The organism is Pseudomonas sp. TH34 (assembly GCF_016650865.1).
Lineage (GTDB): Bacteria > Pseudomonadota > Gammaproteobacteria > Pseudomonadales > Pseudomonadaceae > Aquipseudomonas > Aquipseudomonas yamanorum.
Window position 1 is genome coordinate 138,238 of record NZ_JAEKFB010000018.1, and the last position, 22,388, is coordinate 160,625.

Annotated in this window: 16 protein-coding genes; 11 read left to right on the forward strand and 5 right to left on the reverse strand. The window is 61.1% G+C overall.

All coding sequences use genetic code 11. The annotated features are described in order from the left end of the window. Window position 1 precedes the first annotated feature (1 nt). The 10 genes from JFU58_RS11405 (at window position 2) to JFU58_RS11450 (ending at window position 11,120) form a co-directional block, all read left to right on the forward strand. The gene (locus tag JFU58_RS11405) at window positions 2-538 is read left to right on the forward strand and encodes a F0F1 ATP synthase subunit delta (RefSeq protein ID WP_003213551.1); all 537 of its coding nucleotides are present in this window, start codon (window positions 2-4) and stop codon (window positions 536-538) included. A gap of 21 nt (window positions 539-559) precedes the next feature. Further along, window positions 560-2,104, forward strand: coding sequence for a F0F1 ATP synthase subunit alpha (gene atpA / locus JFU58_RS11410; protein ID WP_003213549.1), 1,545 nt, complete (start codon window positions 560-562; stop codon window positions 2,102-2,104). 50 nt (window positions 2,105-2,154) lie between these two features. Beyond that, a complete protein-coding gene (atpG, locus tag JFU58_RS11415) occupies window positions 2,155-3,015 on the forward strand; it encodes a F0F1 ATP synthase subunit gamma (RefSeq protein WP_003213547.1) in 861 nt (286 codons plus the stop codon). 27 nt (window positions 3,016-3,042) lie between these two features. Continuing rightward, window positions 3,043-4,422, forward strand: coding sequence for a F0F1 ATP synthase subunit beta (gene atpD, locus JFU58_RS11420; protein ID WP_003213545.1), 1,380 nt, complete (start codon window positions 3,043-3,045; stop codon window positions 4,420-4,422). A 44-nt stretch (window positions 4,423-4,466) separates the two neighbouring features. Next, on the forward strand, window positions 4,467-4,892 hold the full coding sequence (locus tag JFU58_RS11425; protein ID WP_008439541.1) for a F0F1 ATP synthase subunit epsilon: 426 nt from the start codon (window positions 4,467-4,469) through the stop codon (window positions 4,890-4,892). A 115-nt stretch (window positions 4,893-5,007) separates the two neighbouring features. Beyond that, window positions 5,008-6,375, forward strand: coding sequence for a bifunctional UDP-N-acetylglucosamine diphosphorylase/glucosamine-1-phosphate N-acetyltransferase GlmU (gene glmU, locus JFU58_RS11430; RefSeq protein WP_102370203.1), 1,368 nt, complete (start codon window positions 5,008-5,010; stop codon window positions 6,373-6,375). A 228-nt stretch (window positions 6,376-6,603) separates the two neighbouring features. Next, window positions 6,604-7,371: a DeoR/GlpR family DNA-binding transcription regulator gene (locus JFU58_RS11435; protein ID WP_063033752.1), complete on the forward strand. Its 768-nt coding sequence runs from the start codon at window positions 6,604-6,606 to the stop codon at window positions 7,369-7,371. A 10-nt stretch (window positions 7,372-7,381) separates the two neighbouring features. Continuing rightward, entirely contained in the window at window positions 7,382-9,214 is a 1,833-nt protein-coding gene (gene glmS, locus JFU58_RS11440) for a glutamine--fructose-6-phosphate transaminase (isomerizing) (RefSeq protein WP_063033753.1), read from the forward strand. A 161-nt stretch (window positions 9,215-9,375) separates the two neighbouring features. Beyond that, on the forward strand, window positions 9,376-9,957 hold the full coding sequence (locus JFU58_RS11445) for a LemA family protein (RefSeq protein ID WP_076013254.1): 582 nt from the start codon (window positions 9,376-9,378) through the stop codon (window positions 9,955-9,957). Then, complete coding sequence (locus tag JFU58_RS11450) at window positions 9,954-11,120, forward strand: hypothetical protein (protein WP_201140689.1); 1,167 nt, start codon at window positions 9,954-9,956, stop codon at window positions 11,118-11,120. Before JFU58_RS11445 ends, JFU58_RS11450 begins: the two co-directional genes overlap by 4 nt. Here the strand turns inward: JFU58_RS11450 and pbpC are convergent, their stop codons facing one another. From pbpC to JFU58_RS11465, 3 genes are all read right to left on the reverse strand, one after another. After that, window positions 11,121-13,418: a penicillin-binding protein 1C gene (gene pbpC, locus JFU58_RS11455; RefSeq protein ID WP_177025256.1), complete on the reverse strand. Its 2,298-nt coding sequence runs from the start codon at window positions 13,416-13,418 to the stop codon at window positions 11,121-11,123. It lies immediately after the preceding gene. Continuing rightward, window positions 13,399-19,242: an alpha-2-macroglobulin gene (locus tag JFU58_RS11460; RefSeq protein ID WP_201140692.1), complete on the reverse strand. Its 5,844-nt coding sequence runs from the start codon at window positions 19,240-19,242 to the stop codon at window positions 13,399-13,401. Before JFU58_RS11460 ends, pbpC begins: the two co-directional genes overlap by 20 nt. Window positions 19,243-19,322: 80 nt before the next feature. Continuing rightward, complete coding sequence (locus tag JFU58_RS11465; RefSeq protein ID WP_177069867.1) at window positions 19,323-19,952, reverse strand: LysE family translocator; 630 nt, start codon at window positions 19,950-19,952, stop codon at window positions 19,323-19,325. 144 nt (window positions 19,953-20,096) lie between these two features. Between JFU58_RS11465 and JFU58_RS11470 the strand changes: the two genes are divergently transcribed. Continuing rightward, complete coding sequence (locus tag JFU58_RS11470; RefSeq protein WP_026078018.1) at window positions 20,097-20,570, forward strand: Lrp/AsnC family transcriptional regulator; 474 nt, start codon at window positions 20,097-20,099, stop codon at window positions 20,568-20,570. Between the two features lie 256 nt (window positions 20,571-20,826). Here JFU58_RS11470 and JFU58_RS11475 read toward each other — a convergent pair whose 3' ends face one another. Continuing rightward, window positions 20,827-21,759, reverse strand: a complete 933-nt coding sequence (locus tag JFU58_RS11475; RefSeq protein WP_063033761.1) for a phosphatidate cytidylyltransferase — start codon at window positions 21,757-21,759, stop codon at window positions 20,827-20,829. Between the two features lies 1 nt (window position 21,760). After that, complete coding sequence (locus JFU58_RS11480; protein ID WP_093203468.1) at window positions 21,761-22,381, reverse strand: lysophospholipid acyltransferase family protein; 621 nt, start codon at window positions 22,379-22,381, stop codon at window positions 21,761-21,763. Window positions 22,382-22,388 lie beyond the last annotated feature (7 nt).

A 22,388-nucleotide genomic window follows, 5' to 3' on the forward strand; every position in this document is an offset into this window, starting at 1 on the left:
CATGGCAGAATTGACCACGTTGGCCCGACCTTACGCTAAGGCAGCCTTCGAGCACGCCCAGGCCCACCAGCAGCTGGCCTCTTGGTCAGCCATGCTCGGCCTGGCTGCAGCAGTGTCGCAAGACGACACCATGCAGCGCGTGCTCAAGGCCCCGCGACTGACGAGCGCAGACAAGGCCGCCACGTTTATTGACGTGTGCGGCGACAAGTTTGATGTAAAAGTGCAGAACTTCATCCACGTCGTTGCCGAAAACGACCGTCTCCCGCTTCTGCCGGAGATCGCCGCTCTGTTTGACCTGTACAAGGCCGAACAAGAGAAATCGGTAGACGTTGAAGTGACCAGTGCTTTTGCATTGAACCAAGAACAGCAAGACAAACTCGCCAAGGTTCTCAGTGCACGACTCGACCGGGAAGTGCGCCTGCAAGTTGCGGAGGATGCCACCCTGATTGGTGGTGTCATCATTCGCGCCGGCGACCTGGTTATCGATGGCTCGATTCGCGGCAAACTCGCGAATCTTGCCGAAGCATTGAAATCTTGAGTTTGAAGGGGCAGCAGAGCAATGCAGCAACTCAATCCTTCCGAAATAAGTGAAATTATCAAGGGCCGCATCGACAAGCTCGATGTGACCTCCCAAGCCCGTAACGAAGGCACTGTCGTCAGCGTATCTGACGGCATCGTGCGGATTCACGGTCTGGCCGACGTCATGTACGGCGAGATGATCGAGTTTCCGGGCGGCGTCTACGGTATGGCTCTCAACCTGGAGCAAGACTCTGTAGGTGCCGTTGTATTGGGCTCCTACCAGACTCTGGCTGAAGGCATGAGCGCCAAGTGCACAGGCCGCATCCTGGAGGTTCCGGTTGGTAAGGAACTGCTGGGTCGCGTTGTCGACGCACTGGGTAACCCAGTTGACGGCAAAGGTCCGCTGAACAACACCGAGACCGATGCGGTCGAGAAAGTTGCTCCAGGCGTGATCTGGCGTAAGTCGGTAGACCAGCCTGTACAGACTGGCTACAAGGCTGTCGATGCCATGATTCCTGTCGGCCGTGGCCAGCGTGAGCTGATCATCGGTGACCGTCAGATCGGTAAAACCGCTCTGGCGATCGACGCGATCATCAACCAGAAAGACAGCGGGATTTTCTGCGTCTACGTAGCCATCGGTCAGAAACAATCGACCATCGCCAACGTGGTTCGCAAGCTGGAAGAAAACGGCGCCCTGGCTAACACCATCGTCGTGGCCGCCAGTGCTTCCGAATCCGCTGCACTTCAGTTCCTGGCACCGTACTCCGGTTGCACCATGGGCGAATACTTCCGCGACCGCGGTGAAGACGCGCTGATCGTTTATGACGATCTGTCCAAGCAAGCAGTGGCTTACCGCCAGATTTCCCTGCTGCTGCGCCGTCCACCAGGCCGTGAAGCTTACCCAGGCGACGTGTTCTATCTCCACTCCCGTCTGCTGGAGCGCGCATCCCGCGTTTCGGAAGAATACGTAGAGAAGTTCACCAACGGCGCAGTGACCGGCAAAACCGGTTCCCTGACCGCACTGCCGATCATCGAAACCCAGGCTGGCGACGTTTCCGCGTTCGTTCCGACCAACGTGATTTCCATCACCGACGGTCAAATCTTCCTGGAATCGGCCATGTTCAACTCCGGGATCCGTCCTGCAGTGAACGCCGGTGTTTCGGTATCCCGTGTGGGTGGTGCCGCTCAGACCAAGATCATCAAGAAGCTCTCCGGTGGTATCCGTACCGCTCTGGCTCAGTACCGTGAACTGGCGGCATTCGCCCAGTTTGCTTCTGACCTGGACGAAGCGACCCGTAAGCAACTTGAGCATGGTCAGCGCGTTACCGAGCTGATGAAGCAGAAGCAATACGCACCAATGTCGATCGCTGACATGGCGCTGTCGCTGTATGCCGCTGAGCGTGGGTTCCTGACCGACGTTGAAATCACCAAGGTCGGCAGCTTCGAACAAGCGCTGATTGCTTACTTCAACCGCGATCACGCCGAATTGATGGCGAAGATCAACGTGAAGGGTGACTTCAATGACGACATCGACGCTGGCATCAAAGCCGGTATCGAGAAGTTCAAGGCCACCCAAACCTGGTAAGCCGCAGCGGGGGCCGCGAGGCTCCCGCTTGCTAACCTGATAGGTGTTACATGGCAGGCGCAAAAGAGATTCGCAGTAAGATTGCGAGCATCAAAAGCACGCAAAAGATCACCAGCGCCATGGAAAAAGTGGCGGTCAGCAAAATGCGCAAGGCACAAATGCGCATGGCTGCTAGCCGTCCCTACGCGGAGCGTATCCGCCAGGTTATTGGTCATCTGGCCAACGCCAACCCGGAATATCGCCACCCGTTCATGATCGATCGCGAAGTTAAGCGCGTCGGTTATGTCGTGGTGAGCAGTGACCGTGGTTTGTGCGGTGGTTTGAATACCAACCTGTTCAAGGCCCTGGTCAAGGACATGGCGGTAAACCGCGAAAAAGGCGTCGAGATCGATCTGTGTGTGGTCGGTAGCAAGGGTGCGGCCTTTTTCCGCAACTTCGGCGGTAACGTCGTTGCAGCTATCAGCCACCTGGGTGAAGAACCGTCGATCAATGATTTGATCGGCAGCGTCAAGGTGATGCTGGATGCATACCTGGAAGGCCGGATTGACCGCCTCTCCGTGGTGTCCAACAAGTTCATCAACACCATGACGCAACAGCCTACCGTGGAGCAGTTGATTCCATTGGTGGCGGCCCCGGAACAAGAACTCAAGCACCACTGGGACTACCTCTACGAACCAGACGCCAAAGAGCTGCTTGACGGCTTGATGGTGCGCTACGTGGAGTCGCAGGTGTACCAGGCGGTGGTCGAGAACAACGCGGCTGAACAAGCTGCGCGGATGATCGCGATGAAGAACGCTACCGACAACGCCGGTGATTTGATCAGCGATTTGCAGCTGATCTACAACAAGGCGCGTCAGGCTGCGATCACCCAAGAGATCTCGGAAATCGTCGGCGGCGCTGCCGCGGTTTAACGGTTCAAATATTCAGAGGATCCAGCTATGAGTAGCGGACGTATCGTTCAAATCATCGGCGCCGTTATCGACGTGGAATTCCCACGCGACAGCGTACCGAGCATCTACAACGCTTTGAAAGTCAAAAGCGATGCAGGCACCACCCTGGAAGTTCAGCAGCAGCTGGGCGACGGCGTGGTTCGTACCATTGCAATGGGTTCTACCGAAGGCTTGAAGCGCGGTCTGGAAGTCACTGACTCTGGCGCAGCTATCTCCGTACCGGTCGGTAAAGCGACCCTGGGCCGGATCATGGACGTCCTCGGTAACCCGATCGACGAAGCCGGTCCAATCGACACCGAAGAGCGCTGGGGCATTCACCGTCCTGCGCCTTCCTTCGCGGAACAAGCGGGCGGCAACGACCTGCTGGAAACCGGCATCAAGGTTATCGACCTGGTTTGCCCGTTCGCCAAGGGCGGTAAAGTCGGTCTGTTCGGTGGTGCCGGTGTAGGCAAAACCGTAAACATGATGGAACTGATCCGTAACATCGCCATCGAGCACAGCGGTTATTCCGTGTTCGCCGGTGTGGGTGAGCGTACTCGTGAGGGTAACGACTTCTACCACGAGATGAAGGATTCCAACGTTCTGGACAAAGTGGCACTGGTTTACGGTCAGATGAACGAGCCGCCGGGTAACCGTCTGCGCGTAGCACTGACCGGCCTGACCATGGCCGAGAAGTTCCGTGACGAAGGTAACGACGTTCTGCTGTTCGTCGACAACATCTATCGTTACACCCTGGCCGGTACTGAAGTATCCGCACTGCTGGGCCGTATGCCTTCCGCAGTAGGTTACCAGCCGACCCTGGCCGAAGAGATGGGTACTCTGCAAGAGCGTATCACTTCGACCAAAAACGGTTCGATCACCTCGATCCAAGCGGTATACGTACCTGCGGATGACTTGACTGACCCGTCGCCAGCGACCACGTTCGCCCACTTGGACGCCACCGTCGTACTGTCCCGTGACATCGCCTCCCTGGGTATCTACCCAGCGGTCGATCCACTGGATTCGACTTCGCGCCAGCTGGACCCGAACGTTATCGGCCAGGAACACTACGACACCGCTCGCGGCGTCCAGTACGTTCTGCAGCGTTACAAAGAACTGAAGGACATCATTGCGATCCTGGGTATGGACGAGCTGTCGGAAACCGACAAGCAGTTGGTATCCCGCGCTCGTAAGATCCAGCGCTTCTTGTCGCAGCCGTTCTTCGTGGCTGAAGTCTTCACCGGTGCCTCGGGTAAATACGTTTCCCTGAAAGACACCATTGCTGGCTTCAAAGGCATCCTCAACGGTGACTACGACCACCTGCCAGAACAAGCGTTCTACATGGTCGGCGGCATCGAAGAAGCGATCGAGAAAGCCAAGAAACTGTAATTCCGGCGCCCGGTAACGGGCGCTAATCAGGTTGAGGCAAGCAGATGGCTATGACATTCCATTGCGATATCGTCAGCGCGGAAGGGGAAATCTTCTCCGGTCAGATCGAGAGTGTGATTGCACACGGCGAACTGGGCGACCTGGGTATTAACTTTGGCCACGCGCCATTGATTACATCCTTGAAGCCTGGTCCGATCACTCTGACCAAGCTGGGCGGGGAAAGGGAGGTGTTTTACATCTCCGGTGGTTTCCTCGAGGTTCAGCCGAACATGGTCAAGGTACTTGCCGACACCGTGCAACGTGCTGCCGACCTGGATGAAGCCTCCGCTCAGGAAGCCGTCAAGGCTGCCGAGAAGGCCCTGAACGAAAAAGGCGCAGATTTCGACTACGGTTCTGCTGCTGCACGTCTGGCCGAGGCCGCAGCTCAGCTGCGCACCGTCCAGCAGATCCGCAAGAAGTTTGGCGGCTAAGCCGTCAAGCCTCATGTGTGATTGATTAAAAAGGGTAGCCTCGGCTACCCTTTTTCTTTTTTTGCAAAACACTTCTTTGGTCTGAAGTCTGACCGCCCAGGATTGGTAGCCATTCATGTCTCTCGAAATCGTAATTCTTGCCGCAGGCCAGGGCACCCGTATGCGTTCGGCTCTGCCCAAGGTGCTGCACCCGGTTGCCGGCAACTCCATGCTTGGCCATGTTATCCACAGCGCCCGGCAGCTTGATCCACAGCGCATTCATGTGGTGATTGGCCACGGTGCCGATGTGGTGCGTGAGCGGCTGGCGGCGGATGACCTGAATTTCGTATTGCAGGACAAGCAATTGGGTACCGGCCATGCCACAGCGCAAGCCGTGCCGTTCATCAAGGCCGACACCGTGCTGATCCTCTACGGTGACGTGCCGCTGATCGAAGTGGAAACCTTGCAGCGCCTGCTCAAGCACGTGGTGCCAGGCCAGATGGGCCTGCTCACTGTCGAGCTGGATGACCCTACCGGCTACGGTCGTATCGTGCGCAACGCTGACGGCAAGGTCGCCGCCATCGTCGAGCACAAGGACGCCAGCGAAGCCCAGCGCGCCATCACTGAAGGCAACACCGGCATCCTCGCGGTTCCGGCCGATCGCCTGGCGGACTGGATGAGCCGTCTGTCCAACAACAACGCCCAGGGCGAGTACTACCTGACCGACGTCATCGAGATGGCCGTCAGCGATGGCCTGGTGGTCGCCACTGAACAGCCCCACGACCCGATGGAAGTGCAGGGTGCCAACGACCGCAAGCAACTGGCGGAGCTGGAGCGTCACTATCAACTGCGTGAAGGCCGCCGCCTGATGGCGCTGGGCGTGACGCTGCGTGATCCGGCACGTTTCGATGTGCGAGGTGATGTCACCGTAGGCCGCGACGTGCTGATCGATATCAACGTGATCCTCGAAGGCCGCGTGGTCATTGAAGACGACGTGGTGATCGGCCCGAACTGCGTGATCAAGGACAGTACCCTGCGCAAAGGCGTGGTGATCAAGGCCAACAGTCATATTGATGGTGCGGTGATGGGCGAGGGCAGTGATGCCGGTCCGTTCGCGCGTTTGCGTCCGGGTAGCGTGCTTGGCGCCCGCGCCCATGTGGGTAACTTTGTAGAACTGAAAAACGCCCGGATGGGCGACGACGCCAAGGCAGGACACCTGGCCTACCTCGGTGATGCAGTGATTGGTGCACGCAGCAATATCGGCGCCGGCGCTATTACCTGTAACTACGATGGCGCCAATAAGTACCAGACGACCATTGGTGAAGACGTATTTATTGGCTCCAACAACTCATTGATCGCGCCCGTCACCATTGGTGATGGTTCGAATACGGCGGCAGGCTCAACCATCAACCAGGATGTGGATAAGTCCCAACTGGCCGTAGCCCGCGCCCGCCAGCGCAACATCGACGGTTGGAAGCGCCCGGTCAAAATCAAGAAAACCTGAGTTATCCACACCCCTGAATCACTGTAGTACTCATGTGGGAGCGGGCTTGCTCGCGAAGGCGGTCTTTCGGTTGATACATGCGCTGACTGACACACCGCTTTCGCGAGCAAGCCCGCTCCCACATTTTTATCTGTGTTGATTCAAAAAACTCAGTCGCATGCTTGACCATTTTGATTGAATAGGTTTTGATTGCCTTCGTTATCTTTCGAAACGAAACTTATCATCACCATGTCGAAACGAAATACACCCCAACGTCGCCACAACATCCTTGCCATGCTCACCGAGCAAGGCGAAGTCAGCGTGGACGAATTGGCCAAACGTTTCGAAACCTCGGAAGTGACCATCCGCAAGGACCTGGCCGCCCTCGAAAGTAACGGCCTGTTGCTGCGTCGCTACGGCGGCGCCATCACCATGCCTCAGGAATTGGTCGGTGATCCGGCCCAGCCCATTTCTGCCTACAAGCGCGCCATCGCCCGTGCGGCCGTCAGGCGCTTGCGGGAACACGCACGCATCATCATCGACAGCGGCAGCACCACCGCCGCCATGATCCCCGAACTGGGCCAGCAACCCGGCCTGGTGGTGATGACCAACTCCCTGCACGTGGCCAGCGCCTTGAGCGAACTGGAACACGAGCCGGTGTTGTTGATGACCGGCGGCACCTGGGACCCGCATTCGGACTCGTTCCAGGGCCAGGTCGCCGAGCAAGTACTGCGTTCCTACGACTTCGACCAGCTCTTCATTGGTGCCGATGGCATCGACCTGGAGCGCGGTACCACCACCTTCAACGAATTGCTGGGCCTGAGCCGCGTCATGGCCGAGGTCGCCCGCGAAGTGGTGGTGATGGTCGAGTCCGACAAGATTGGCCGCAAGATCCCCAACCTGGAACTGCCCTGGAGCAGCGTCCATACCCTTATTACCGATGATCGCCTGCCGCTTGAGGCCCGCGACCAGATTCAAGCCCGCGGCATCACGCTGATTTGCGCGGCAGTCATCTAGGAGAGAAACCATGTGTGGAATTGTTGGCGCAGTCGCTGAACGAAACATCACCGCCATTTTGCTCGAAGGCCTCAAACGCCTGGAATACCGTGGCTACGACAGCGCCGGTGTGGCGCTTTTCACCAACGCCGGCAAGCTTGAGCGCATGCGTCGCCCGGGCAAGGTCAGCGAACTGGAACAGGCACTGGCTGGTGAGCCGCTGGTAGGCCGCCTGGGTATCGCCCACACCCGTTGGGCCACCCACGGTGCACCCTGCGAACGCAACGCTCACCCGCACTTCTCCGGTGACCTGGCGGTTGTGCACAACGGCATCATCGAAAACCACGAAGTGCTGCGTGAACAGCTCAAGGGCCAGGGTTATGTCTTCACCTCGGACACCGACACCGAAGTCATCGCCCACCTGCTGAACCACAAGCTCAAGGACCTCGGTGACCTGACCAACGCCCTCAAGGCCACTGTCAAGGAACTGCACGGCGCCTATGGCCTGGCCGTGATCAGCGCCAGCCAGCCCGACCGCCTGGTCGCCGCCCGCAGTGGCAGCCCGTTGGTGATCGGCCTGGGCCTGGGTGAGAACTTCCTCGCCTCCGACCAACTGGCCCTGCGCCAGGTGACCGACCGCTTCATGTACTTGGAAGAAGGCGATATCGCCGAGATCCGCCGTGAAAGCGTGTCCATCTGGGACGTCAACGGCCAGTCCGTGGAACGTGAAGCCGTGCAGTACCGCGACGGCGCCGAAGCCGCCGACAAGGGCGAGTTCCGCCACTTCATGCTCAAGGAAATCCACGAGCAACCGGCCGTGGTACAACGCACCCTGGAAGGTCGCCTGAGCCAGAACCAGGTATTGGTGCAAGCCTTCGGCCCGCAAGCCGCCGAACTGTTCGCCAAAGTGCGCAACGTACAGATCGTCGCCTGCGGTACCAGCTACCACGCCGGCATGGTTGCCCGTTACTGGCTGGAAGAACTGGCCGGCATCCCGTGCCAGGTCGAAGTCGCCAGCGAATTCCGCTACCGCAAGGTGGTGGTGCAACCCGACACCCTGTTCGTGACCATCTCCCAGTCCGGTGAAACCGCCGACACCCTGGCCGCCCTGCGCAACGCCAAGGAACTTGGCTTCCTCGGCAGTCTGGCGATCTGCAACGTCGGCATCAGCTCCCTGGTGCGTGAGTCCGACCTGACCCTGCTGACCCAGGCCGGTCGTGAAATCGGCGTGGCCTCCACCAAAGCCTTTACCACCCAGTTGGTCGGTCTGTTGCTGCTGACCCTGTCTCTGGGCCAGGTTCGCGGCACCCTGGGCGAAGGCGTCGAGGCGCACCTGGTCGAAGAACTGCGCCGCCTGCCGGCCCGCCTGGGCGAAGCACTGGCCATGGACAGCACCGTGGAAAAAGTCGCCGAGCTGTTCGCCGACAAACACCACACCCTGTTCCTCGGCCGTGGCGCGCAATACCCGGTGGCGATGGAAGGTTCGCTCAAGCTCAAGGAAATCTCCTACATCCACGCCGAAGCCTACCCAGCCGGTGAGCTGAAGCACGGCCCGTTGGCCCTGGTGGATGACGACATGCCAGTCGTTACCGTCGCGCCGAACAACGAACTGCTGGAGAAGCTCAAATCCAACCTGCAGGAAGTGCGCGCCCGTGGCGGTCAACTGATCGTGTTCGCCGACGAAAAGGCCGGCATGACCAATGGCGAAGGTACCCACGTCATCAACATGCCGCACATCCACGACACCCTGTCGCCGATTCTCTACACCATCCCGCTGCAGTTGCTGTCGTACTACGTCGCCGTGCTCAAGGGCACTGACGTTGACCAGCCGCGCAACCTGGCGAAGTCGGTGACGGTGGAATAAGCCGCACTCGAACCACCAAAACCCCCGTTCTTCGGGGGTTTTGCTTTTTCAGGCTACCGGATATCGGGTCTTGCCGTTTCTGTGGACTAATTCCGGGAGTATTCCCCTGCTTTACCCCTAGAATGCGCCCTGTGGATAACTAGCCAGGGAATGCCGCCGCCATGAACATCGAACTGCTGATCGCCGGTATCGTCGTGCTGATTATTGTCGTCGGCCTGGTCGGCTGGCTGGTGGGGGTCTACAACGGCCTGGTGATGCGCCGCAACGATGTGGATAAAGCCTTCGCCAACATCGACGTGTTGCTCAAGCAGCGGGCAGACCAGATTCCCGACCTGATGCGCGTGGTGCAAGCCGCCATGAACCATGAGAACGCGCTGTTCACCCGCCTCAGCGACGCCCGTACCGCGTACCTCAACGCCAGCAGCCTCACCGATAAGGTCGATGCCTCCAACCAGCTCAATACGGCGCTCAAGTCGGTGATTGCGGTGGCCGAGAATTATCCGACGCTGATCTCCGGCCCCAACATGGTCGAGTTGCAGCAGGCGATCTCGGCGGTGGAAGAGCGCATCGCCGACCGCCGCGAGTTCTTCAATGAGTCGGTCAACCTCTACAACATCGCCATCGCGATTTTCCCTGATCTGTTCTTCGCCAAGATGCTTGGCTACCAGCGCATCCCGCTGCTGGCCATCAGCGCCGAAGAAACCCGCTACGAGGGCGTGAAGCTTGAGGTGCCGGGAGCATGAAAACCACTCAGGCGGGCGTTGTCGCGAAAAAGCCGGCTTGGAAAACCTTGGTGGCGCTGATCTTTCTTGCCGGCTTCATCGGCCTGATGGTTTACGCCCCGACGATCCTGGTTGCGCTGTTTTTCCCCGTCTGCATCTTGATCGGTTTGCTGGCCAGCTTCGGCCCCAACTTCTATCGCACCGAACAACGCCTGGCCACCAGCCAGATACGCTCCTTGGCCATGGGCCTGGTGGAGGTCAATGGCAAGGTGATCGTCGACACACCGCTGATCTCCCCGGTCAACGGCAAGCCTTGTGCGGGTTACGTGTGGGTCATCGAAGAAGGCACCAAAGACAAGGACGGCGATTGGAGCTGGAGCCAGGTCTCAGCCGAGGCTCGCTGCAACGACTTCCGCCTGCAGGACGCCACCGGGGAAGTGACGGTGATTGCCGAAGGCATCGACCTGTTCGGCAAGAAGCGTCCTGACGACCATGAGTGGATCAGTAACTCCCGCCGCCAGGGCGAACTGCTCCTCTCCCAGGATATGCAGGTGATGCTGATTGGCGACGCCTGCGAACGTGACGGCAAGACGGTGATTGCCCAGGGCCGGCAACGTGATGCGGTGTTCGGCGTGGCCGAGACCAAGGATGTGGAGAATCGCCGTGTGCTGGCGCCGTTGTGGCGTGCCGGTGGTTTCTATGCGGTGGTGGTGGGCTTGATCGGTGTCGGCATCATGGCCATGACCCCGGAACATTTTGCCCAACTGCACCTGCCGGGCCCCGCCACCTACCAGCAAATGGCGGGATTGAACCCGGCCTATCGTTTTCTGGCCTGGTTGTACCGTGACAATGGCTTCGTAATTCCTTTCATGGCCGCGTTTGGCTTTTTGCTGACGATGTTTGTGGTGTTGCTCGCGCTGCGGCTGTTGCTGCCCAAGGGCATGCGCCTGGCGGTGGGCCGTGTGCTGGGTGCCTGGATGGGTTTGGGCATGGTGATTGGCGGCGTGGTGACGTTGCTGCTGGTGGTGGCACAGGTGGACACCATGAAGGTGTTCCTGGTGTGGATGATGATTCTGCTGGGCACCCTGGTGTTTTCGATCTTCGAGCAACGCAAGCTAGGGGTGGCATACAAGCATTTCGCAAAAGATGCCGGCACCGTCGGTTTAGGCGACGAAGATCCCTGATCAGGGCACAAACTCCACCTTCAGTCCCCGGCTGGCGCTGCGGCCCTGATCATCAGTGACCCGCAACCGATAGTCCCCCGACTTACCCGGCCGCCAGTTCAGCGTGGTTTGCGGCGGGCCCTGGCCGATCAGGGTCTGGTCGGCAAACCAATACAGCGTCAGTGCATCACTGGCCGCATTGGCGTTCAGCGGGATGCTTTCCTGGGGCTGGGACAGGCGCAGGTGGTAGCTGACTTGGGTCAGCGGCGAGCGAATCTGCGGCGCCTCGCTCTGGTCGCCGATTCGATTGGGTTGGCAACTTTTCTGCACATTGGGCGGCGTGCGCCGGGGCAGCCCGGCGGCGCGGAACAGCCGCTGCACATCGCTGGGCCAGAATTCGAAGACTTCTTCACGGGTGTACTGCGGGTCGAATGGCGGGCACGCGGCCTTGCCGGTGCGGGTGTCGATCAGCACCGGGCGATGCAGGTTGGACACGCGAATCGGTGACACGCCGGGGATGTACCAGGTCTTGCGGGTACGTGGGCACCAGCGGTTGGGCAAGTCGCCAGAGGCGGCGCAGACGTCGATGCGGATCAGCCCGGCGGGTGGCTTGTCGGGTTTGATCACCACATTGGGCAAGGCCAGGGGCAGGGCGTCGGCGATACGGAAGAACAGGGGGGCGGCGGTTTTCGCGCCAATAAACTCCGGATTTGGACGCCCATCGAAGTTGCCCACCCACACCACCAGCACGTAAGGGCCTACGAGGCCGGCGCTCCAGGCATCGTGAAAGCCCCATGAGGTGCCGGTCTTCCAGGCCGTGCGCCAATGGCGTCCCGGCAGCCCGTCCGGGCGCGGGTTGCGCCGCAGCATGTCGCGCACCATAAAGGCCGCCTGTGGGGTGAGTAGCTGCGGGCCGGTGGTTTGCGGCTGTTCCTGCAAATAGCGCAAGGGTCGCAGATGTCCGTCACCGGCCAGCATCACATACAGCCGCGCCAGCTCCTCGGGCGTCATCTCGCCGCCACCCAGGGCCAGCGCCAAACCGTAATGGCTTTCGCCGCGCAGGCCCTTGATCCCGGCGCGTTGCAGCAATCCGTAGAGTGACGGCGAGCGGGTTTGGCTGGCCAGCCACACCGCCGGGATATTGCGGCTGCGAATTAGCGCATCACGGGCTGTCACCGGCCCGACAAAACTTCCGTCGAAATTTTCCGGCTGGAAGTAGCCGAAGTTACTCGGCATGTCCTTGAGGATGCTCATGGGATGGATCACCCCTTGGTCCAGCGCGAGCCCATACAGGAATGGCTTGAGGGTGGAGCCCGGCGAGCGCCGCGACAGCACACCGTTGACCTGGCCATGGATGCCTGTGGATAAGTAATCCGCCGAGCCCACCAGGGCTTTTACGCTTTGGTCGCGGCTGTCGATCAGGATCGCCGTGGCGTTTTCCACACCGCTGCTGCGGCGCTCGGCGATAAAACCGGTGATCAGCCGTTCCAGCAATTGTTGCAGCGGCAGGTTGAGGGTGCTGTTCAACTCGTTGCCAGTTTGCGAGGCCAGCAACTGTTCGCTCAGGTGCGGCGCCAGAAATGGGATCTGCTGGCGGTTGCGGGCTTCCAGCGGCAGGTCCAGCAAACTGTCGTTACGCGGGTCTTGTGGATAAGTTTCCCGCCAGTCCGCCATCAGCCGTTGCCGGGCGGTTTGCAGCGATGGCCCGAAGCGCGCGCGGCGGCCGGGTTGCTGGGGGATCACGGCTAACGCCAGGGCTTCAGACAAGGACAACTGCGCCGCTGACTTGCCGAAATAGATCCGGCTGGCCGCTTCGGCACCTTCGATATTGCCGCCCATGGGGGCCAGGTTGAGGTAGGCCTCGAGAATGTCATGCTTGCTGTAACGCGCCTCCAACCACAACGCCAGGGCCATCTGCTGCAGCTTGCCGGGCACCTGGCGGGTATTGAGATCCCACAGGCGCCTGGCCAACTGCATGCTCAAGGTCGAGCCGCCCTGGCGCTGGCCGCCGCTATAAGTGGCCATGGCCGCCCGCAGCAACGCCGGGGGATTGATCCCCGGGTGCCAGTAGAAATTGCGGTCTTCCTTGAGCAGCAACGCCTCCACCAATGACGGAGAAATCCGCTCCAGGGGTAGCCACAGGCGATATTGCCCATCAGCCGCCAGGGTCATGCGCAGCAGCGAACCGTCATCGGCCAGCACCACCCGTGAGGAGGTGGCGGCCTGTTCCAGCGGTGCATGGGGCCACAGTCGCAGCCCCGCCAGAATCAACGCCGCCGCCAGCAGCGGCGTCAGGCTTTTAAGGCTTGGTAATTTCAAGCTGGCCTACTTTGCCGCGTCCTTGCAGGGTGGTTTCGTACATGCCCTCGGCGTAGGCCGGTGGCGTATTGAAGGTACCGGCGTTGGTGGCGCGCACGCGGTACACGAAGGTGCCTACATCCCGCAGCGCGGTGCCGTACAACACCACTCGGTCATCACGCACATCGACGTAGTCCGGTTGCCAGTTGCTCAAGTCGGTCTCGCCGATCGGCGCCTGCCAGGCGTCGGCTTCTTCGGTGTCTTCGCCGGTTTCAACGTACTCCGAATCGTCGCCTTCGCTTTCCTCGGTGCTGGCCGCTTCCGGCTCCGGCGGCAAGTTATACACAGGCTCGACGCCGCCCGGCAGCAGGTCGACCACAGCCACTTGCTGCACCTGATCACGGTCGGTGGCGCGCAAGCGCAGGCGCACCAGGAACTCATCGCCTACCGCGACCTTGCTGACTGGATTGCCTTTGAGGTCGAGGTATTCGTGGATGATTTCCAGGCCGCTGTTGATCGGCTTGAGGTTGGCGCCCTTGTCATAGCCGGCTTCGCTGAGCATGTAGAACGCCGCCGGGCCATCGGATTTTTCCATCTGCAGTTTTTGCGTACCGGCAGGCACCGCCGCACGTGGCGGCTGGCCGGCCATCTGCAACAACTGTTGCTGCTTGTCGCTGAGCCATGCGGTGGCCTTGAGGGTCATGTCGCTTTGCGCGCGCTGGCCATAGTTGTCCAGGGCCCGCAGCAACAGCGCCGCCGACAGCGAGTTGTAGCGCTGCTCATTGAGGCGCTTGCCGAGTTTATCCAGCAGGCTTGCCGGCACATCGTCGAGCATTTCCGGGAAGTGCCGCGCGAGCAAATGCAGGTGCTCGGCGTCGTGCACCAGCGGGTCGTAATACAGGCCGTCGCTGTCCCATTTATCCGACAGGGAAAGCCACGGCACCTTGCGGAACAACGTATCGGCCTGACGATCCTGCTTGAGCAACTTGTAGCTGGCGGCGAGGTATGCGGCGCCAATGTCGTTCTGCCAGGTGTCCTTGAAGTAGCTCTCGTAGCGTTCGCGGATATCGCTCAAGGCGCCGCTCACCAGAATCCCCTGACGGCTCAGGAGGTAACTGGCATAGGCGCGGTTGCGCAATTCCGACAGGCCTTCGCTCGGGCCGTTGGCCAGGTCGGTGAGGTACGCGTTAGAACGTTGCAGCAGATCTTCCGGTACCGGCAGCCCGCGCTCCCTGGCTTCGATCAGGAAGTCGGTGGCGTACAGGCTGGCGTAGGGCGCCACATCCGGGTTGGCCGCCCACAAGCCGAAACCACCGGCCTGGTTCTGCCGTTGACGCAGCATGCGCACCGCACCGCTGAAGGCCTGCTCGGCCTCCGGCGCGTTACCGCCCCAGATCAACGCCGGCATGGCCTTGGACACCAATTGCTCGGTGCAGGCGTAGCCGTAGTCATCCAGGTAATGCTTGAGGCCGTTGGCCCAGACCAGCGGCGAAGCGGCGACGCCCAATTGCACATCGCGCAACTGGCCGAACAGGTCGCGGGTCGGTTTCAGCTCTTTGCTGGCGCTGTCGAAACGACCCAGGCTCAGGGCCACCCGATGTTCGCTCAATGGCCGGATCGACGTGGTTTCCGCCACCTGGATCCGCTTGCCATCCGGCAGCACCGCGACGAAGCGCAAGTCGGCCGAGCCGAGGTTTTCCCCAACCCTGATCTTGAACTCGGCGACGCCTTCCTTGCGCGGTTGCAGGGCCAGGGTGCTGACCTTGTCGCCTTGCACCTGCAGGCCATTGCTGGTCTGCACTTCAAACTTCACGTCCGCCGCGGCGTCGAGGTTGCTGAACACCCCGGCGCTGACGCTGAACACATCACCCGGCGCGACAAAAGCCGGCACGTTCGGCGTGATCACCAGTGGCCCGCGCACTTCAGTGTTGGCTTCGCTGACGCCCACGCTGTCGCTGTCTACCGCCACCGCAAACAGGTGCAGCTTGCCGTTGAAGCTGTCCGGTACCTGGTAATGCAGCACCGTTTCACCGGCCGGCAAGTCCACCAAGCCAGACCACCAGGCCACTGGCGGCTCATGTTTACGCTTGAACGGGTTGAGATGATTGGCCAGGGCGCCTTCGGTGTCACCACCCGGCGCTGCCCCACTGAGCAGGCGGCTGAATTCCGGCAGGATCAGGTCAAGAATTTGACTGGTACCGACCTCCAGCGCACGCTTCTGGAAGAAGAAGCCCAGCGGGTCCGGCGTCTGGTAGCGCGCCACTTGCAGGATGCCTTCGTCCACCGCGTAGACCACTGCGCGGCCAGGGCGGTCGGCGTTGACCTTGATATCCAGGGTCTGCCCCGGCTCGATCTTCGCCGGGCCTTCGACTTTCAACGCCATGCGCCGCGCGTCGAGGTTGATGCTGAACGGCACCACGCCGTAGGACAGCGGGCTCATGTAGACCTCGGACGACCCGATGTCCCGCACGAACTGCACGTTGACGTAGGCATTGCCCTCAAGCCCGGCAGGAACGCGGATATGTTGCACGCTGTTGGTGCTGTCGGCCTTGAACCACTGCTGGGTGTAGACCTTGTCCCGTTCGATGGTGATCAACCCGGCCCCGGTGTACGGCGCACGAATGCTGATGGCGATCTCATCACCGGTGGCGTAGCTGCGTTTATCCAGGCGCAGTTGCAGTTCGGCGTTGCGCTCCAGGGAGCGCGAGGTGTTGCCCCGGCCGGCGACGCTGTAGTCGATCTGGTTCAGCAGGTTGCCGTTGGCGTCCTTGAGTTGCAGGGTGAAATCGCCCGGGGTGCCGGTGTTCAGGGTTTGCTTGGCGCCGTCCTTGGTCATCACCAGCGGCGAGGCCGGCTGGTTGATGTTCTTGATGCGCGACTCGTATTTGTAGGTGCCGTTGGATTGCTTCACCAGCACCGAGACGTAGCGGTGCTCGACCACTTCACTGGTCAGGCCGTCCACGGCGACTGGCGTGAGGTCTGGCGCCACGGCCAGCCATTGCACCTGACGCGGTGCGTCCTTGGCGACGAAGGACAGCGAATCCTGACTCTTCACACCCACCAGGTACGGCGCTGCCGACACCAGCAACGCGCTTTGTGCGGCGACGTTACGACCGCCTTCGGCTTCGTACACCTGGGTCATCACTTGCAGGCGGTAGGTGCTGTTGGCGAAGCGTTGCAGGTTCAGGTCGAGCAGCGCCTGGCCATTATCGTCGACGGTGGTTTCGGCCAGGTCTTCGGAGCTGGCTTCCTCCAGCGAGTCATTCAGGCGGAAGCGGTAATCCGGGTAGCGATCAAAGGCCGCGAGCGTGGGGCTCAGGGACATTTTTGCCGTGACGCGACGGCCCGCCGCCGGAGCGCCGAACAAGTGCATCGCGGTGACTTTGGCCACCACTTGGTCCGGCGGGATCCAGCCCAGCACCGGTGTATCGTGCAGGCTCAGGCTGACTTTCATCCGGTCCGGTTCAAAGTCGCGGACCTTGAAGCTGACGCTGCCCAGGTCGGTACGGCGCTGCTTCTCGCCGATCAGTTGCAGGGTCGCGGTGTAATCGCCGGAAGGCGCTACTTCGCTGCTTGGGAAATCGAAGGTTTCAAAACCGCTGGCCGACAGTTTCAACGGCTGGCGAATCACCTCAAGGCCACGGGGGTCGGTGATCTGCAACTCAACCGGCAGGCCTTGCAGGGCGCCTTTCCAGTCGCCGCTGCGCACGATCATGCCCAGGTGCGCGGTCTCGCCGGGCCGGTACAGGCCACGGTCGGTAAACAGGTAGGCGCTGAGGCGATTGATCGCACCGTCTTCTTCCAGGCCGCCTACATCAAAGCGCGACAAATCCAGCTGTTGCGACTGACGGGCAATCGGCAGGAAGGATTGGTCATTGCCGCGACTGACCACATACATCAACGGCGTTTTCTCACGGCGCAATTCATCCAGCTTGGCGAAGTGCGCGTGACCTTCGGCGTCGGTATGGCCGCTGGCGACCGGCAAACCGTTGCGGCCGATGATATCGACCTGGGCGTCGGACACCGGCGAGCCGTTGCCGATGGACTGCACGTACACATCGTGGCTGCCATCGCTGGAGCGCTTGGCGATGATGCCCAAGTCGGTGACCACGATGAAACGCAGGTCGCTGGTGGTATTGCGCGAGTAGTCGAAGGTGCGATCAGCCGGGTCGTCCTGCGGGCTCAGCTTGAGCACAAAAATCCCCCGGCGGCCGCCGTTGGCCGTCAGGTAGCTGCTCAGGTCGACGTTGTCGTAGACGGTTTTGGACGGGTCGCCAGCCGACAGCGGAATGTCCAGGCTCTGACGCTCCACCATCCGGTCGAAGTAGTCATTGGCAAAATTCGGTCGGGCAAAGCTGCCGCTGCTCTGGTCCACCAAGTGTTGCAACTGGTTGGGCAGCAGGCGCGCGATTTCCACATGGGCGCCGGGCACGCCACGGGCCATGAAGCCCAGGCGTTTTTCGCCGGTGAGGCTGAGCAGGGCGCCGTCGGACAGGAACTGCAGCGTGCGCGGATAAGCCGGCATGCTCACGAGAGAAGCTGTCGGATTTTTCGCCAGGTAGCCGCCGATGGCTTCCAGGTTGGCCGGTACCCGCACGTACAGGGCGCGGCCCGGCGGGGCCTTGAACTTGAAGGCGTGCAGGGTATTCAGCGGTTCGACGCTCGGCACGTGGGTCAGCTTGACCTTGGTGCTGCTGGCCAGCAGCTTGTCGTCGATGTCTTGCAGGTTCCAGGGGCGGGTATCGTCCTCGGCTTTTTCCGGCAGCATCCAGGCCTGGACCTTGTTGGCGATGGTCTCGTCGGCCACGGCGCTGGAACTGCTGAACATCAACACCGGCTCGGGCTCGCCGCGCTCGTTGTCGACAAAGCTGACTTCGGCGCCGGTAAAGGTCAGGCGATAGCGGCCGGGCACGGTGACTTCGGCCACCAACGGCGCCGAGCTGGCATTGCCGCCGTCACGGGCCTTGAGGCCTTCATCGAGCTTGGCACTGACCGGGGTGCTTTCCAGCGGAGTGGCCAGGGCGGCGGAGCGAACAAAAGCGTTGAGCTTGTGCTCGTCGAAGGTGACTTCCGGACGGTTGGGCAGTTGTGCGTCGCGGTAGGCCAGGCCTTTGCCGAGGGTGACCGAAGCACGCTTGCGTACGCTGTCTTCGTCTACCGGGTGGGAAAAGTGGAAGGTCGCGACCAGCTGTTTCTGCGTCGGGTTGCTCGGGTCTTGGTACAGCTCGTTTTGCGTCAAGGTGGCGCGGAACGGCTGGGTGGAGAATTGGCTGGTGTATTGGCTGAGCAGCACGCCGTCGGCCAACAGGTTCTTCTTGGCCAGGTCGATGGTGTAGTGGGCGTCGACGGGCCAGTCTTTTTCCGGGGTGAACACCAGGCTGCGGTCGTCCGACCAGCGCCAGGTACCCGCGATGGTCGGCTTAAGGGTGATGCCTTCGGTGACCGGCTTGCCAATGGCCGCCAGCGGTGCCACGGATTCGGCGAAGCGCACCTGCAAGTTATCCACAACCGGCTGCGGCTGGGTGTAATCCGTCAGGTTGGGCTTGTGCAGCGAATAGCCCACGGTGTGGGGCTGTGGCAGGTGGGAATACCAATGCCAGCCATAGACGCCTGCGGCCACCAGCAACGCCAGGGCCAGCACACCGCCAGCGGCCTGGCGTGGATACGCCCGGGCCTTATGGCCGACATTGACCAAGCCGTCGCCGGTGGCTTGCAGCCAGCGCGGCGGTTGCCACTGACCGAACAGGCTGCGCGCCAGCCATCGCACGGCGCGGAACAGAACACTCACCACTGAGATCAAGGCCCCGAAAAAACGGCGGCTGGTCGCTTTTAACGAATCAAACATGGTGAGCATCCCTGGCAATGTGTCGCGTATCTTACACGTCTCTTTAATACAAAAGATGACGGCAAAACACGTCGTTTTGCTCAGGCTTGCTGTACGAAGGTGAGGCGTATCGCAAAACCGATCAAAAGACTGCCAAACAGCCATTGTTGCAGGCGTTGGGCGGACGGGCTGCGCTGCAGCCAGCGGCCGATTCTGGCGCCGGTCAGGCCGTAGCAACTGTCGAATGCCAGGCCGACGGCCACCAGAATTGCGCCCAACGTTGCGAACTGCGCCGTCACCGAAGCGCCGTGTGGGTCAATGAACTGCGGCAGCAATACGGAGCAGAACAGCAGCGCCTTGGGGTTGAGCAGGTTGGTCAGCAGGCCGCGTTGGAAGGCTCCGCGCCAGGCATGCGCCGGTGCCGGGCCATCCCCGGTGTTCAGGTTGGGCAGCAGGTTGGAGCGCAGGCACTGCACGCCGATCCACAGCAGATACGCCGCACCGCCCAGGCGCACCACATCGAAGGTCCAGGGCGCGACCTTGAACAACGTCGCCAGGCCCATCCCCGCCAGCGCCACATGGCAGGCCCGTGCGAGCCCCAAACCGGCTGCGGTTGCCAGCGCCATCGCCTTGCCCTGGCGGGCGCCGGTTTGCAGCAGCAGGATCATGTCCGGGCCGGGCAACAGGTACACCACCGCCAGCGCGACTAAAAACAACCAGAGTTCTGCCATGTGCCTGCCCTTTGCGGTAGGTGATCGTAGGGCAATTTTAGAGGTGAAGGTCGGGGCAGGTGCTTGCGTAGTCAACCGGAAAGGCGTCTAGTCTTGGCATAATCTGCCACTTTTGACGGGCGAAACAGTTTACTTATGCCAAACCTGAAACTGGATGCGTTTGACCGCAAGATTCTTGAGGCCCTGCAACGGGACGGCCGCTTGAGCAATGTGCAACTGGCAGACGAGATTGGCTTGTCGGCGTCGCCTTGCTTGCGGCGGGTGCGGTTGTTGGAAGAAGCCGGGGTGATTCGCGGCTATCAGGCGAGCCTCGATCGGGATGAAGTGGGGTTGGGGCTGACGGTGTTTGTCGGGGTCAAAGTGGAGCGGCATAACGACGAACAGGCGGAAGCGTTTCGGTTGGCGGTGACCGCGTTGCCTCAGGTTATTTCGGCGTTTCTGGTGTCGGGGGAATCGGATTTTCTGCTGCAAGTGGTGGTGCCGGACTTGCGCGGGTACGAGCGGTTCCTGACCGGGAGTTTGTTGAAGTTGCCGGGAGTGAGCGATATCCGCAGCAACTTCGCGATTCAGACGGTGAAGACCCCGGGTGCGTTGCCGTTGGGGCATCTTCCCGGCTAGAGCGTTCCCACGCTCCGCGTGGGAACGCTGCCTTGGACGCTCCGCGTCCGCTCTTAACGTCGTGACGCGGAGCGTCACCGGATGCATTCCCACGCAGAGCGTGGGAACGATCAGAAACTCCTCTCCCTTCGTAGCAGCTGTCGAGCTTTAGCGAGGCTGCGTAGGGCGCGACTCGGTCTGAGGTCGGTGGTGCGGCCGACGCAGCCTCGCTGGAGCTCGACAGCTGCTACGGGGGAGAAGGTCATGGAGTGAGGTTTCAGGTCCACCAGTAGCGTACGAGATGGAAGAAAATCGGCGCGGCAAAGCACACGGAATCCAGCCGGTCCAGCATCCCGCCGTGTCCTTCGATCATGTGCCCCCAATCCTTCACGCCGCGGTCGCGCTTGATCGCCGACATCACGATCCCGCCCGCAAACCCCAGCAGGTTGATCAGCAGCGCAATCAGGAACGACTGCCAGGGATTGAACGGCGTGGTCCACCACAGCGCCGCGCCGATCAGGGATGACAACAGAATCCCGCCGACAAACCCTTCCACCGTCTTCGACGGCGACAGGTTGGGCGCGATCTTGTGTTTGCCGAACAGCTTGCCACACACGTACTGCAAGACGTCCGACAGCTGCACCACAATCACCAGGTAGGCGATCAGCAGCAGGTTGCGGCCTTCGTAGCCGACGATATCCAGGGTCAGGAGCGCCGGCACGAAGGACACGCAGAACACCGCGATCATCAGCCCCCATTGCACCTTCGACGCCCGTTCCAGGAAGTGCGTGCTGTCGCCGCCCAGTGACGCAAGGATCGGCAGCAGCAAAAATACGTACACCGGGATAAAGATCGAGAACAGCCCATACCAGTCGAAGTAGATCAGCAGGTATTGCAGCGGCAACGCCAGGTAAAACGCCGCCACCAGTGCCGGGTAATCGCTGCGCCGGGTGGGCGTGAGCGTGAGGAATTCCCGCAGGGCATAGAACGACACGGCGTAGAACAGCAGGATCACCGCGCCGGTGCCGAGCCAGAAGGCCACACCGATCACCACCACCATCACCCACCAGGCATTGATGCGGGCGTTGAGGTTGTCGATCACCGCGTTAGGTGTGCCACGGGTGCGCAGTTTGAGGATCAGGCCGATCAGCGAGGCGAGCACCAGGATCGCGCCGATCCCGCCGAACAACATCAGGGTTTGGCTATCCATGTCAGGAATGCTCCGGGGCGAGGGCGAGCAAGGCGTCGCGGGTGCGGGCGAGGAACAGCGCCTTGTCTTCGCCTTCCTCCAGCTGCAGCGGTGCGCCAAAGCTGGTAGTGCACAGCAAGGGCAGCGGCAGCACGCGGCCCTTGGGCATGACCCGGTTGAGGTTGGCGATCCACACCGGGATCAGCTCGGCTTGTGGATAACTCTTGGCCAGGTGATACAGCCCGCTTTTGAACGGCAGCAGGCCGTCTTCCAGGTTGCGTGTGCCCTCGGGAAAGATGATCAGCGAGTCTCCCTGTTCCAGGGCCTGAAGCATCGGTTGCAGGGGGTTATCCACAGGGTCTTTGCGCTCGCGGTCGATCAGCACGCCATTGAACACCCGGCTGATGATGTAGCGTCGCAGGGCGCTTTTGTTCCAGTAGTCACTGCCGGCCACCGGGCGGGTGAATTTACGCAGGTTCTGCGGCAACGAGGCCCACAGCAGCACGAAATCACCGTGGCTGCTGTGGTTGGCGTAATAGATGCGCTGCACCGGCACGGGCGCGCAGCCAAGCCACAGGCTGCGGGCGCCGGTGACGGTGCGGGCCATGGAGGTAATCAGGGTGGCGACCACGGGTTCGAACATGAGGATT